The organism is Novosphingobium sp., assembly GCF_030699305.1.
Lineage (GTDB): Bacteria > Pseudomonadota > Alphaproteobacteria > Sphingomonadales > Sphingomonadaceae > Novosphingobium.
This window is the reverse complement of sequence record NZ_JAUYNB010000038.1, coordinates 67,787-80,743: the sequence shown is the minus strand read 5'-3', so window position 1 is coordinate 80,743 and position 12,957 is coordinate 67,787. Positions and strand designations below refer to the sequence as shown.

Sequence of the window (12,957 nt, the reverse complement as noted above, 5' to 3'; positions counted from 1 at the left end):
CGGGTCAACCCGCCGCCACCGGCCGTCATTTCGCGAAGCTGCCCTTGTAGGTATCGCGCAGCACGTTCTTCAGGATCTTGCCCATCGCGTTGCGCGGGAACTCGTCCAGCACGTGAACCGTCTTGGGCTGCTTGAAGCGCGCCAGCTTCTCAGCGATCAGCGCGTCCATCGCGGCCATCTCGAACGCGGTGCCTTCGGTCGTGATTGCGGCCATCACCGCTTCGCCAAAGTCGGGATGCGGCACGCCGAACACGGCGACGTCCTGCACCCCCGGCACTTCGGCCAGCAGCATCTCGATTTCGGCCGGATAGACGTTGTAGCCGCCAGAAATGATCAGGTCCTTGGACCGTCCGGCGATGGTGACGCGCCCGGTTTCATCCTTGAAGCCGGTGTCGCCGGTGCGGAAGAATCCGTCCGGGTAAAAGCTTTCCGCCGTCGCCTCGGCCCGGCGCCAGTATCCGGCGCACAGGTTCGGCCCCTGCATCTCGATCTCGCCGACTTCGCCCGCCGGCAGTTCCGAGCGGTCCGCGCCGACGATCCGCACGCTCACGCCCGGCAGCGGATAGCCGACCGAGCCCGGAATGCGCCCGGCCTGCGCATAGGGGTTGGAGGTAATCATCACCGTTTCGGTCATGCCGTACCGTTCCAGAATGCGGTGCCCGGTCCGCGCCTCGAACGCAGCGAAGACGGACGGCAGCAGCGGCGCGGAGCCGCTGATGAACAGGCGGATGCCCGCTGTGGCGTCGCGCGTGAAGTCCGCGCTTTCCAGCAACCGCGTGTAGAACGTCGGCACGCCCATGAACACGCTCGCCTCGCCCAGCTGGGCAATCACCTTGGCGGCATCGAACTTGGGCAACATCCGCAGCGTTGCAGCGCTGAACAGGCCCAGATGCAGCGCAACGAACAACCCGTGGGCGTGGAACAGTGGCAGGCAATGCAGGATCACATCGTCGCTGGAGAACTGCCAGGTTTCGAACAGCGCGGCGACATTGCTGCCCAGGTTGCCATGGGTCAGCATCGCCCCCTTGGGCCGCCCGGTGGTGCCAGAGGTGAACAGGATCGCGGCCAGATCGTTTGCCGCCATCGGCTCGACCGCCAGATCAGGGCTGAGGCTGGTGGCCAGATCGGTCAGTGATCCGCTGCCATCGCCGTTCAGCGTTGCGCGCGCGGTGCGGTCGGTTCCGGCGGGCGGGACGGCGGTCTTGTCCGCGTGGATCAGCAGCACCGGGTCCGCGTCCTCGACCAGCAGTTCAACTTCGGCAGCGGTGTAGGCCGCGTTCATCGGCACGAAGATCGCGCCGCTGGCCAGCACCGCCAGATAGGTGAACACGAACGCGGGCGAATTCTCGGTCTTGACCATGACCCGCTCGCCGCGCGTCACGCCCAGCTGCGCCAGCGCCGCACGGTAACGCCCGACATGGTCCGGCAGTTCGGCAAACGTGCAGACGACAGCGCCGTTCCAGACGATCGCCGGCTTGGCGCCGTGGGCCTGCTGGCGGGCGTAGAAGGTATCAACGATGTTGTCAGACATGATCCGGTCCCTCTCGCCGCTGATCGCGCGGCGCGTGCAGGCTGCCCATAGCCGGGTCGGCCCGCCAATCCAAAACCGCACTCTCACTATTCGCAAGTGCGGCGCAACAAACAGCGCAGGCTGCCCGGCCCCCGGACAGCCTGCGCCGCTTCACACGGACCAGTCGGTCAGAACTTGACCGAAGCCGTCACCGACCATTCGCGCCCGCGATTGTAGACGCCTTCGAACGCCTGGATTGCATCGACCAGAATGCCCGACAGCAGGAAGCGTTCGTTGCCGATGTTCTTGACCGTCGCGGCCAGCCCGAACTTTTCATCCGCCGACGACCAGCCCAGGCTGGCGTTGAACAGGTGATAGCCCGGCTGCGCGATCCGCGCAGTGTTGAAGGTGTTGTTGTAGAACTTGCTGCGCCATGACCAGTCGGCATGGGGCCGCAGGGTCGATCCGCCCGGCAGTTCGATCTCGTACGTCACCGCCGCCGATGCGGTCCACTTCGACACGCGTTCGAACATGTTGGCCGGGTTGATGTAAGTCGTCGCCTGATCGATCCCCTTGTACGACGCATCGGTCAGCCCCAGCGTGCCTTCGATCAGCAGGCCCGGCAGCGGGCGCAGCTGGCCCTCGGCTTCGAAGCCCTTGATCGTTGCGCTGGCGGCGTTGCGGAACACCGGCGCGACGCTGGTGAAGACCTGCACCTGCAAGTCCTTGTAGTCGGTATAATACGCCGCAAGGTTCAGCGTCACCAGCCGGTCGGGCGTCTGGAACTTGACCCCGCCTTCATAGACGTCGACCCGTTCCGGCGCGAACGAGGGGATTGCGGCGACCGGATCGGTGATCGGCGTGGTCACCCCCGGAATGATCGGCGGGAACACCCGCTGGCTGAACCCGCCCGATTTGAACCCGCGCGACCAGGTAACATACGTCATCAGCGAGGACGTGGGCTGGAACGCCAGGTTCACCATCGGCGTCACTTCGCTGAAGCTGACCTTCGCTTCCACATTCGGCAGCACCCGCGTGCCTGCGTCAAAGATCGGCGAATTGAACGGCGCGCCCAGAAACGCGGCGCGGTTGGCCAGGATCACCTGATCGGGGTGGAACGCCTTGCGGTCATGGGTATAGCGCAGCCCCGCCGTCAGCTTGACCATGTCGCCCAGCGCCAGCGTGCCCTGCCCGAACGCGGCAAAGCTTTCGTTGCGAAACGCCCCGCCCGACTGGAATTCGGAAATCGTGAACAGCAGCCGGTTCACGTTGATACCCGATTCCTTGAAGTAATAGCCGCCCAGAATCCAGTCGAGCTTGCCGTCGAAGCTCTTGCCCAGCAGCTGCAATTCCTGACTGAACTGCTTCTGCTCGATCCGGTCATAGAACTGCGCGATGGTGACGGGCGAGCCATCGCCGTCGCGCGCGAAGGTGCCGGTCAACCGGCGATAGGCGGTGATGCTCTTGAGGTCGAGGTCATCGCCCAGCTCGATCGCGTGGACCATGCTGGCGCCCCAGATATCGGAATTGGAATAGGACGGCGCGGTGCCCGCGTTGGCATCCGGCCCCAGCACATAGCGGTTGTCATAGCACCCCGCGACCGACAGGTTCAGCGGGCTGACCGGGGTGGCGCACGGGACCATGCCGCCGCCCGCCATGACGTTGGCGATGATGTTGGAAATGTCGGCGAAGGGCGGGGTCGCCGGATCGGTAGTCGTGCCGTAATTGATGCCGATCAGCGACATCGCCGGACCGTTTTCGCGCGCGGTGGTGCCATCGAAGCCGATGTCCACGGTCCAGCCGTCCTGCGGCTTCAGGCGCAGCGCGGCGCGTCCGGCAAAGCGGTTGGAATTGCCCAGCTGCTTGCCATCGAACGTGCGCGTGACATAGCCGTCCTGCCCGAAGTATCCCCCCGTCACCCGCAGCGCGGCCGCATCCGACAGCGGCAGGTTCACCGTGCCCTTGAACACGGTCAGGTTGTCGGTGCCATAGGTCGCCGAACCGCTGAACGACAGCTGATCGTCCGGGGCCCTGGTGGTGATCGAAATCGCCCCGCCGATGGTGTTGCGGCCAAACAGCGTGCCCTGCGGCCCGCGCAGCACTTCGATCCGTTCGAAATCGACCAGATCCAGGATCGCACCGACCGAGCGGGCGACATAGACGCCGTCCACATACACGCCCACGCCCGGTTCCACGGTTGGCACGAAATCCTGCTGGCCGACGCCGCGGATATAGATCGACGCGCTGTTGCTGGCCCCGCTGAACGAGGGGTTGTTCTGAAGCGTCATGTTCGGGGTCAGCTGCGCCAGCGCATCGGTGCTCTGGACTCCGCGCGCTTCCAGCGCCCGGTCGGAAAACGCCGTGATCGAGATCGGCGTATCCTGCAGCGATTCCGCGCGTTTGCGCGCCGTCACCGTGATGACTTCATCCAGCGCGGAGCCGGATTCGGCCTGCTGCTCCTCTGCGGCTTGCCCCCACGCAGGCGTCGCGACGAACAGCGCCGCCGTGCCAAGCAAAAACGATCCCCTCAGCCCGCGCAAGGCGCGGACAGTTTGTAGTGCCACCATGTGTATTCTCCCCATTCGCGTATGACTGCCCGGCCGGACCCGGTTTCTTCAGGTGGTCCGGCGGGCAGGATTCAGGCTGGAAATCAGGCCGCCACTGGCGTGCGCCCGTCCAGGAATTCGTGAGCTGCCGCGGCATCGTAATACCAGGGCGCGATCGACTTCGGATCGTTGAAGCTGTTGGCCATCAGGTGCGCCAGCCCGGCATCGGATTCGGCGGTCTTCAGGATCCGCAGCATGTGTTCGGGCGGCTGGCCCAGCGTCTGGTTGGTGTAGGCCACCGGATAGCGGGCATAGTCCCAGTATTCCTCGAACACGGCGTTCATCCACGCTTCGTCAAACGGCGCATCGCCGCGCGCGTTGATCGCATCGAGATAGATCTTCGCGCCCTTCGAGGCATTGTTGGAGCCCTGGCCCGTCAGCGGATCGTTGAGGCACACGACGTCGGCCAGCCCGAACACTTGCGCGCCGCTGGGCAGGGTCGCGACCGGATACTTGGTGGTCGGCGTGATCCGCCCGCGCAGTACCGCCTTGTCGTCGGTCAGTTCCAGGTGGCCATCGATCCGCTCCGCTTCCAGCGGAAAGAACGTGCGCAGCAGGTGTTCGCTGACTTTCAGGTGTTCTTCGGGCGTCTTCACGTCGTCCCACACGTCCATCGGGCCGCCGGGGACGGCTTCGATGGTGAAGATTTCGCAGGCTCCGCTCAGCGTCAGCCCCGGAAACGAGACGAATTCACCGATGCCGGGATTGATGTTGATGCAGATCGCCGGAATACCGGGACGCGGGCGGAACCGGTTGACGTAGGTCAGCGCCAGCACCCGCTGCGGCTGGGTAAAGGGGGACCGGTCCGGGTTGCGGGTGAACAGCTGCCCGATCTCGCCCTTGCCCGATGCGATCACGGTCAGGTCGTGCGATCCGGCCAGCTCCTCCAGCTCCGCAATCCCGGCATCGACCAGCCGGAAATCGCCGCCCAGTTCGATGAACCGGTCGATCCAGACCGGCATCTTGACGCGCTGGTCGATCGACTGGCCGGGTTCATCCATCGCGCCCTGCCAGAACAGCATGACGTTGCCGTCGCTGTCCGCCACGCGCATCTGCGCCCCGGCATATTGCGGCGCGCTGTCCTGCCAGTAATCGATGCCCAGTTCGCGTTCCAGCCCCAGCGCCATGCCGTACATCGACTGGCTGGAAATGACCGTGCCCGCCGCGATCTGCTCACCCGTGCGGTTGGACAGCATCGTCACCTGATGTCCGGACAGCAACAGCCCGATCCCCAGATGGAGCCCGGCCTGACCCGCGCCCACAATCGCAATCTTCGCCATCACTTCCCTCATGTCATGATTGTTTCATGACGTGCAGGCTATGGCAGTGCAGGATTGGCTCAATCCGCCGGGCGCAACGACTATCCAGTCATCGCAAGATGGCCAGGCCGCAGTGGCGGTCTGTCACCAGTCAGTGCGACTGCGTGCGGTGCAACGTCTCACGCGGGGCCTCGCCAAACCGCTGGCGATAATGCGCCGCGAATCGCCCGAAGTGATCGAACCCCCAGTTGAGCGCCACCCCCGTGACGCTGATTCCCGGCCCGCCGCGCAGCAGATCGGCCCGCACCCGTTCCAGCCGGATATCGCGGAGCAGTTGCAGCGGTGTGACCCCAAGGCAGCACCGGAACTGGTGATGCAGCGTCCGCAGCGGCACGCCGCCCACCGCGCACAGCTCGGCCAGGCCAATCGGTTCATGCGCATGGGCGTGCAGATAATCGCGCACCTTGCCCACGGCCGGCGAAGGCGCGTGGCGGTCTGCCTGCTGGAACCGGTCCAGCGCCGCGCGGTCCTGCAGCATCAGCAAGGCTGACATGAAGCACGTTTCCAGGTGCGCCTTCAGGATCGGCGGCAGGCCATCGCGGGCAACCTGCGACAAGTCCGACAGGCTGCGCAGAATGGACGCAAGCGCCACTCCCGCAGTCTCGGTCAGGGCGACCGATGGCTCCATCGCCAGGGCCCGCTTGACCGGCGCGCCGCCGGCCAGCTCGGCAAACCGCTCAAAACTGGCGCGCTCATACCGCAGCACGGTCTTGCGGCAATCCGCGCTCCAGAACATTTCCACTGGCTGTTCGGGGTTCTGGACCGTAGCCCGACCGGGCAGGCAGGCATGCTGCTCCCCCCCAACCGTAACCCACGCGCGGCCTGCGGTGGGCACCTGCACAAGATAGAACCGATCAAAGCTGCCGGGCGTAACCAGAACGTCCGCGCCATAGGTCACCTCGGCGACTGTCAGCGCGCGGCATTCCAGCCGGCTGGTCCGGGTATCCAGATCGCTGCGGCGGTTGACCAGCTGCAACGTGTGGTCGCAATACATCCGGCCAACGTGCGCGCGCACTTCGTCGATATCGCGCGACCGAAAGGTCGTTGTGGCCAGCGCAACGGGCAGGCCGGATGGCTGACCGGGCAAGATTCCCGAAGGCTCCATGTGCGTCACTATCCCGTTGCCGGACCAGCCCCCACCTGGCTGCCCTTTCCGGACCGCAATCTCGACACATTTCCGCGCCGCGGTCAACTGGTCCGCCCCGGCGCGGGCTCCGGAAAGCCAGCTGCCACGCCCGGCTGGTGCGCCGGGTTCTCACATCGTTCGAACGCGGGGCAATCCGGCAGCGGGAGCGACGCGGCCGGATTGCCCCGCGCATCGACCGACACAACCGCCAGCGCTGCCCCAAAAACTGCCACCAAACTCACGACGACCCGGCACGCCCCTGTAAACTAGGTGCTGATACTCGATGCTATGGGAATGCTATGAATTAATCTGCGGTGCGTCGGAGGTGCGGTTGCAGCACGCATTTACCGGAACGTCCGGCCGAATGCGGCGCGCTCGATCTCTGCCGCCACGGCCTGAAGGCGCGGCATCAGCACGGCCGGTGGATGCACTGCCGCGCCGGATTGGGAGATCGAAACAGCGGCCAGAACGCGGCCATCGGGCTGGTGGACCGGCACCGCCACACAGATCAGGCCATCGGCCACCTCACCATCGTCGATGGCATGGCCCTGTTCGCTGACCTTGTGCAGTTCGGCAGCCAGCGCGCGGGCATCGGTAATCGTCCGCGCGGTCAGCGCCGGGAATGGCCCGCCGGCCAGATAAGTCTGCTGCTGATCCTCGGGGAGATGCGCCAGCAGCACTTTGCCGATCCCCGAACAATAGGCCTCATGCTGCATGCCGACGCGGGTGAACAGGTTGCCCGCGCCCTGCCCGGTCTTGATCCGGTATGTCACCATGTCCCCGTCCAGCGTGCCCAGCTGGACCACGCAGCCCAGATCAGCGGCGAGCTGGTGGAGCACCGGCGCGGCGGCATTGGCGATCACCTGTTTTTCATCCAGCTGCCCCAGCAGGGCGAGCAGCCGCGGCCCGGCGACGTGCCCCCCGCCCCCGTGGCGGGCGAGATAGCCTTGCTCGACCAGCGAATGGATCTGGCGGTGCGCGGTCGCGGCCGGAACGCCCAGTTCGCGCGCCAGCGCGGCCACGCTGCGCGCGCCGCCATCGGCAATCACCGCTTCCAGCATCGCCAGCGAGCGGGACAGCGAAGTCAGGGTGGGGGTGCCGCGTCTCATCATGTGAGATGATAGCCCGGTCCCCGTCTGGCGCAAGCCAGAAGCCCGGCCTATTCGGAACGGGACAGAGAGAGGACTCGCATGACCATCAGCCACGACGATCTCGCCCGCCGGTTGCGCGCGGCCTATACCGACGGGGTGGTTCCCCCGATGCGCGACGGGCTGGACCCGGTCGACGTCGTGGGCGCCTATGCCGTCCAGACCATCAACACCCGCTTCTGGGAAGCGCAGGGCCGCCGCATCGTCGGCCGCAAGGCCGGGCTGACCGCCAAGGCCGTGCAGGAGCAGCTGGGCGTGGACCAGCCGGACTTCGGCGTGCTGTTCGATGACATGCGCGTCGCCGATGGCGGGACGCTGGACGCCGCCAGGTGCATCCAGCCCAAGGCCGAAGCGGAAATCGCCTTCGTCCTGTCCGCCGACCTGCCCTCGCCCGACACCACGCCCGAAGACGTCGCCGCTGCCGTGGCGAGCGTCCACGCCGCGATCGAGATCGTCGACAGCCGCATTGCCGACTGGAAGATCACCTTTGCCGATACGGTGGCCGACAACGGCAGTAGCGCGTTCTTCGTGCTGGCCGGGCAGGGCCTGCCGCTGGCGGGGCTCGACCTCGAAGGCGCAGGCATGGAAATGACGTTCGACGGCGCGGTCGTCTCCACCGGGATCGGTGCGGCTGCGCTCGGCAATCCGCTCAACGCCGCTGCCTGGCTGGCCCGCACGCTGGCCGCGCGCGGCGAACCGCTCAAGGCGGGCGATGTCCTGCTGGCCGGCGCGCTGGGGCCGATGGTTACGCTCCAGCCGGGCAACCGGGTTTGCACAAAAATCGCCGGGATCGGCGAATGCAGCTTTACTTACGGGAAGGCATGACATGACCAAGACGAAAGTGGCGATCATCGGATCGGGCAACATCGGCACCGACCTGATGATCAAGATCATGCGGCTGTCGTCCGTGCTGGAAATGGGTGCCTTCGTGGGGATCGACCCGGAATCCGACGGACTGAAGCGCGCCGCGCGGATGGGCGTGCCGATCACCGCCGAAGGGATCGACGGGCTGCTCAAGATGCCCGAATTCGCCGACATCGGCATCGTGTTCGACGCAACCAGCGCCTATGCGCACAAGCGCAACAGCGAACTGGTGCTGGCGGCGGGCAAGCGGATGATCGACCTGACCCCGGCGGCCATCGGTCCCTTCACCGTCCCCCCGGTCAACGGCGATGCCAACCTCGATGCGCTGAACGTCAACATGGTGACCTGCGGCGGGCAGGCGACGATCCCGATCGTTGCGGCGGTCAACCGCGTGGCCAAAGTCCACTACGGTGAGATCGTCGCCTCGATCTCGTCCAGGAGCGCCGGTCCCGGCACCCGCGCCAACATCGACGAATTTACCGAAACCACCAGTCAGGCGATCATGGACGTCGGCGGCGCGACGCGCGGCAAGGCGATCATCGTGCTCAACCCGGCCGAACCGCCGCTGATCATGCGCGATACGGTCTATTGCCTGTGCGAGGACGGCGATCAGGACGCCATCCGCCAGTCGATCCTCGACATGGTTGCCGACGTGCAGACGTATGTCCCCGGCTACCGCCTGAAGCAGGACGTGCAGTTTGAGCATATCGGCTCCAACCGCCCGCTGCGCATTCCGGAAATGGACGCCGAATACACCGGCCTCAAGGTGTCGGTGTTCCTCGAGGTCGAAGGCGCGGCGCATTACCTGCCTGCCTACGCCGGCAACCTCGACATCATGACTTCGGCCGCGCTCAAGACGGCTGAAAAGATCGCCCAGCGCCACTTCGCGGGAGCAGCAGCATGAACTTCGATCCGACCCAGACCAAGCTTTACATCCAGGACGTCACCCTGCGCGACGGGATGCACGCGATCCGCCACCAGTATGGCCTTGACCACGTGCAGGCGATTGCCCGCGCGCTGGACCGGGCCAAAGTCGACGCGATCGAAGTGGCCCACGGCGACGGCCTTCAAGGCTCCAGCTTCAACTATGGCTTTGGCGCCTATACCGATTGGGACTGGATCGGCGCGGTTGCCGAAGTGCTGGAACACAGCATCCTGACCACGCTGCTGCTGCCCGGCATCGGCACCGTGCATGACCTGAAGCACGCCTGCGAAATGGGCGTGAAATCGGTCCGCATCGCCACCCACTGCACCGAAGCGGACGTATCGAAGCAGCACATCGAAGCCGCCCGCAAGCTGGGCATGGACGTGTCCGGCTTCCTGATGATGAGCCACATGACCAGCCCCGAAGCGCTGGCCGGACAGGCCAAGCTGATGGAAGATTACGGCGCGCAGTGCGTCTATGTCACTGACAGCGGCGGGGCGATGAACATGGGCGAATATGCCGCGCGGCTGCAGGCCTATGACCGCGTGCTGAAGCCCGAAACCCAGCGCGGGGTCCACGCCCACCACAACCTCAGCCTCGGCGTCGCCAACTCGCTGGTCGCGGTCGAAAACGGCGCGATCCGCGTTGACGCAAGCCTGGCCGGGATGGGCGCGGGCGCGGGCAATGCCCCGCTCGAAGTGTTCATTGCGGCAGCGGATCGGATGGGCTGGAACCACGGCTGCGACCTGTTCGCGCTGATGGACGCTGCCGAAGACCTCGTCCGGCCGTTGCAGGACCGCCCGGTCCGGGTTGACCGCGAAACGCTCACCCTCGGTTATGCCGGTGTCTACAGCTCGTTCCTGCGCCACGCCGAAAAGGCCGCGAACGATTACGGCATCGATACCCGCACGATCCTGGCCGAAGTGGGCCGCCGCAAGATGGTTGGCGGGCAGGAAGACATGATCGTCGACATCGCGCTCGACCTCGTCAAGCAGCGCGACGCAGCAGCCGGCTGATCAACCCGCCAGACCTGCAAGCTTCGCCGCCCGGCCGCACTGGCCGGGCGGCTAAAGCTGATGGCCGGAGCCGCATGCGGGCAACCGTGCCCAAGGCCGCCGGAACCCCGTTCCGAACAGCCTGACACCCCGCGTGGGGCGTCCCAAACCGGAAAAATAACGGCTTCGCCTGAGGCGCCGCATGCCGAAATCAACATACCTACAGCCACAACCGCGCCCCGACCGAACGCGTCATTTCTAGCGGAAAACGGTGGTTCTGGTAGCTTCCGGGGATCACCCCGGAAGAACAAATGGTGCCCAGAAGAGGCGTAGAACTTTCGTCCCAGGCAATGCCGGGGCGGCTCTACCTACCCTGTAAAATCAGCGATTTGTCTTGTAAGGTGTTCGCGGTCGGCCGCCCTCATTTGCCTGAAATCCCACCGAAATGTGGGAACGAATGTGGGACCGTTTCAGGCGTCAGAATGCGGGAACAGACGCCTGAAATTCCCTGACAGGGACTCGAACCAATGGCACTTACGACGTTGAAGGTGAAAAATGCAAAACCCGGTCGCCACGTCGATGGTCGGGGCTTGTGCTTGCTTGTGAAAGACAGCGGCGCGCGAACCTGGGTGCTGCGAATGCAGCGCAATGGCAGGCGGCGCGACTACGGCCTGGGATCAGCGTTGGAAGTATCGCTCGCAGAGGCCCGCGATGCGGCAGCGGCATTGCGCCGTCAGGTGCGCGAGGGGACCGATCCAGTCGCCGAACGGCGCAAGGCGCGCAAAGTTATGCCGAGCTTCGAGACCGCTGCTCGCGACTGCTATGATGCACTTAAGGAGGGCTGGAAGAATCGGCGCTATGCCAACTGGATTTCCAGTTTTGAAAACCATGTCTTTCCGCTGATCGGGACCAAGCCGGTCGATCAAGTGGACAGCGTGTGCGTGGTCGAGGTGTTGTCGCCCATCTGGCTCGAAATTCCTGAAACGGCCCGCCGCCTTCTTCAGCGCATTGGCTCTGTGCTGGACTTTGCGCATATCAAGGGCTGGCGGGAAGAAGAGGCGTCGTTGCGTTCAGTTCGCAAGGGCTTGCCGCGCCAGACGGGCAAGAGCGTACATCTGGAAGCCATGCCCTATGCTGACGTGCCCGCGCTTATGGAAGCGCTGGCGGCTGCATCACCGACGACTGGCCGTGATGCACTGCGCTTCACCATCTACAACGCTGTGCGATCAAACGAGACTCGCTTTGCGGTCTGGACCGAGTTTGATCTGGACAAAGCCATTTGGACTATTCCCGGCGAGCGGATGAAGGCAAAGGAAACCCATATCGTGCCATTGTCCGCACCGGCAGTAGCATTGCTCCGCAGGCGCTGGAATGAACGGGCGAACGATACCGGACTGGTCTTTTCCGCCGATGGCGAAAAGGCCATGAGTGATATGACCATGACCAAACTGTTGCGTGATGGCGGTATCAAGGGAGTGACCGTTCACGGCTTCCGTTCCGCCTTCACCGATTGGGCTGCCGAGAAAACCGATTTCCCGAAAGAAGTTGCAGACAAGGCACTTGCGCACAAATTGACCAATCAGGTCGAGGCTGCCTACCGTCGGACGGATTTCCTCGAAAAGCGCCGTGATCTGATGGCGCGGTGGGCACGGCATTTGGATGGTATAGCCCATCATACCGCCGAAGCAGCAGGCGAGCCTATTCCGGCCCGCGCTGCCGCATGATGAGACGGTGAAGGCTGGCGGTGATGACACGGGTGGATTTGCCCAGCTTCACCGTCTCGACCTCACCACTCGCGATCAGTTCGTAGAGCTTGGTGCGACCGACGCCGATCATGCGAGCGGCGTCGTTGATCCTGACGCATATTGGTTCAACCGGCGGTGACGTTGTCACCGCGTCACGCCTTCGTCACGGAATGCAACCGGATCATCGATCCAGCGGTTCACAGCGGACTCCCGCCAGCCGGTGCCATGAACGCTGATTTTGACCTGGTGGGGAAAAGTGCCCTCGGCGATTTTGCGATACACAGTGGAGCGGGACAGCCCGGTGCGGGCCAATACGGTTTTCAGCCGGATGATTCTTTCAAGGTTCGACATGGGATTTTCTTCCATTCTCTGGCAGTCGTTGGCACCCCCTTGGAAGAACAATTGGCAAACAGAATGAGCGTTGCAAGCGCATTTTTTGGCCTGCTAACCCCAGCGTATTGAGGGATACATTGACCGCGATAAGGATAGAGACGGCTATGGAAGCATAGAGAGGGATACGCACGCCAACACCGGGCGATCTATTGCGGCGAATTATTTTCCCATTTTTCTGCGACTGAAGCGGGGTTACCGCAATCGCCGCCGTAACTGACGGAGAATCGCGCCGTGTGCGGTCAAATTTGGGCGCGAATCACTCAATCCGCCAAGCAGTCGCCCCTTTGCGGGGGGGGGGGGGGGCGATTTCTGAAATGCTATGACCT

11 protein-coding genes and 1 CRISPR repeat array (1 of these 12 running past the window's edge) are annotated in these 12,957 nt (G+C 64.4%); of the genes, 4 read left to right on the top strand and 7 right to left on the bottom strand.

Annotation, left to right across the window (positions count from 1 at the left end; translation table 11 throughout):
• Window positions 1-25 precede the first annotated feature (25 nt).
• The 5 genes from Q8Q53_RS15075 to Q8Q53_RS15055 form a co-directional block, all read right to left on the bottom strand.
• Window positions 26-1,531 (bottom strand): AMP-binding protein, encoded by a 1,506-nt coding sequence (locus tag Q8Q53_RS15075; protein WP_305702604.1) that lies wholly within the window; start codon window positions 1,529-1,531, stop codon window positions 26-28.
• Between the two features lie 167 nt (window positions 1,532-1,698).
• The gene (locus tag Q8Q53_RS15070) at window positions 1,699-4,077 is read right to left on the bottom strand and encodes a TonB-dependent receptor (protein WP_305702603.1); all 2,379 of its coding nucleotides are present in this window, start codon (window positions 4,075-4,077) and stop codon (window positions 1,699-1,701) included.
• Window positions 4,078-4,160: 83 nt separating this feature from the next.
• Entirely contained in the window at window positions 4,161-5,408 is a 1,248-nt protein-coding gene (locus Q8Q53_RS15065) for a styrene monooxygenase/indole monooxygenase family protein (protein WP_305702602.1), read from the bottom strand.
• A gap of 118 nt (window positions 5,409-5,526) precedes the next feature.
• Window positions 5,527-6,540, bottom strand: a complete 1,014-nt coding sequence (locus tag Q8Q53_RS15060; protein ID WP_305702601.1) for an AraC family transcriptional regulator — start codon at window positions 6,538-6,540, stop codon at window positions 5,527-5,529.
• 365 nt (window positions 6,541-6,905) lie between these two features.
• The gene (locus Q8Q53_RS15055) at window positions 6,906-7,670 is read right to left on the bottom strand and encodes an IclR family transcriptional regulator (protein WP_305702600.1); all 765 of its coding nucleotides are present in this window, start codon (window positions 7,668-7,670) and stop codon (window positions 6,906-6,908) included.
• A gap of 81 nt (window positions 7,671-7,751) precedes the next feature.
• On the opposite strand from Q8Q53_RS15055, the gene Q8Q53_RS15050 reads away from it, so the two are divergent.
• The 4 genes from Q8Q53_RS15050 to Q8Q53_RS15035 all read left to right on the top strand — a co-directional run bounded on the left by Q8Q53_RS15050 (window position 7,752) and on the right by Q8Q53_RS15035 (window position 12,217).
• A complete protein-coding gene (locus Q8Q53_RS15050; RefSeq protein WP_305702599.1) occupies window positions 7,752-8,534 on the top strand; it encodes a 2-keto-4-pentenoate hydratase in 783 nt (260 codons plus the stop codon).
• A 1-nt stretch (window position 8,535) separates the two neighbouring features.
• Window positions 8,536-9,477 (top strand): acetaldehyde dehydrogenase (acetylating), encoded by a 942-nt coding sequence (locus Q8Q53_RS15045; RefSeq protein ID WP_305702598.1) that lies wholly within the window; start codon window positions 8,536-8,538, stop codon window positions 9,475-9,477.
• The gene (dmpG, locus tag Q8Q53_RS15040; RefSeq protein ID WP_305702597.1) at window positions 9,474-10,514 is read left to right on the top strand and encodes a 4-hydroxy-2-oxovalerate aldolase; all 1,041 of its coding nucleotides are present in this window, start codon (window positions 9,474-9,476) and stop codon (window positions 10,512-10,514) included. The genes Q8Q53_RS15045 and dmpG overlap by 4 nt, the downstream gene beginning before the upstream one ends.
• A gap of 506 nt (window positions 10,515-11,020) precedes the next feature.
• On the top strand, window positions 11,021-12,217 hold the full coding sequence (locus Q8Q53_RS15035; RefSeq protein ID WP_305702596.1) for a site-specific integrase: 1,197 nt from the start codon (window positions 11,021-11,023) through the stop codon (window positions 12,215-12,217).
• Here the strand turns inward: Q8Q53_RS15035 and Q8Q53_RS15030 are convergent.
• Window positions 12,192-12,386 (bottom strand): helix-turn-helix domain-containing protein, encoded by a 195-nt coding sequence (locus tag Q8Q53_RS15030; RefSeq protein WP_371136573.1) that lies wholly within the window; start codon window positions 12,384-12,386, stop codon window positions 12,192-12,194. The two genes, Q8Q53_RS15035 and Q8Q53_RS15030, sit on opposite strands and share 26 nt — an antisense overlap.
• Complete coding sequence (locus tag Q8Q53_RS15025; RefSeq protein ID WP_305702790.1) at window positions 12,383-12,589, bottom strand: AlpA family transcriptional regulator; 207 nt, start codon at window positions 12,587-12,589, stop codon at window positions 12,383-12,385. The genes Q8Q53_RS15030 and Q8Q53_RS15025 overlap by 4 nt, the downstream gene beginning before the upstream one ends.
• A gap of 330 nt (window positions 12,590-12,919) precedes the next feature.
• Window positions 12,920-12,957: a CRISPR direct-repeat array (repeat unit 36 nt) (it continues 1,386 nt past the right edge of the window).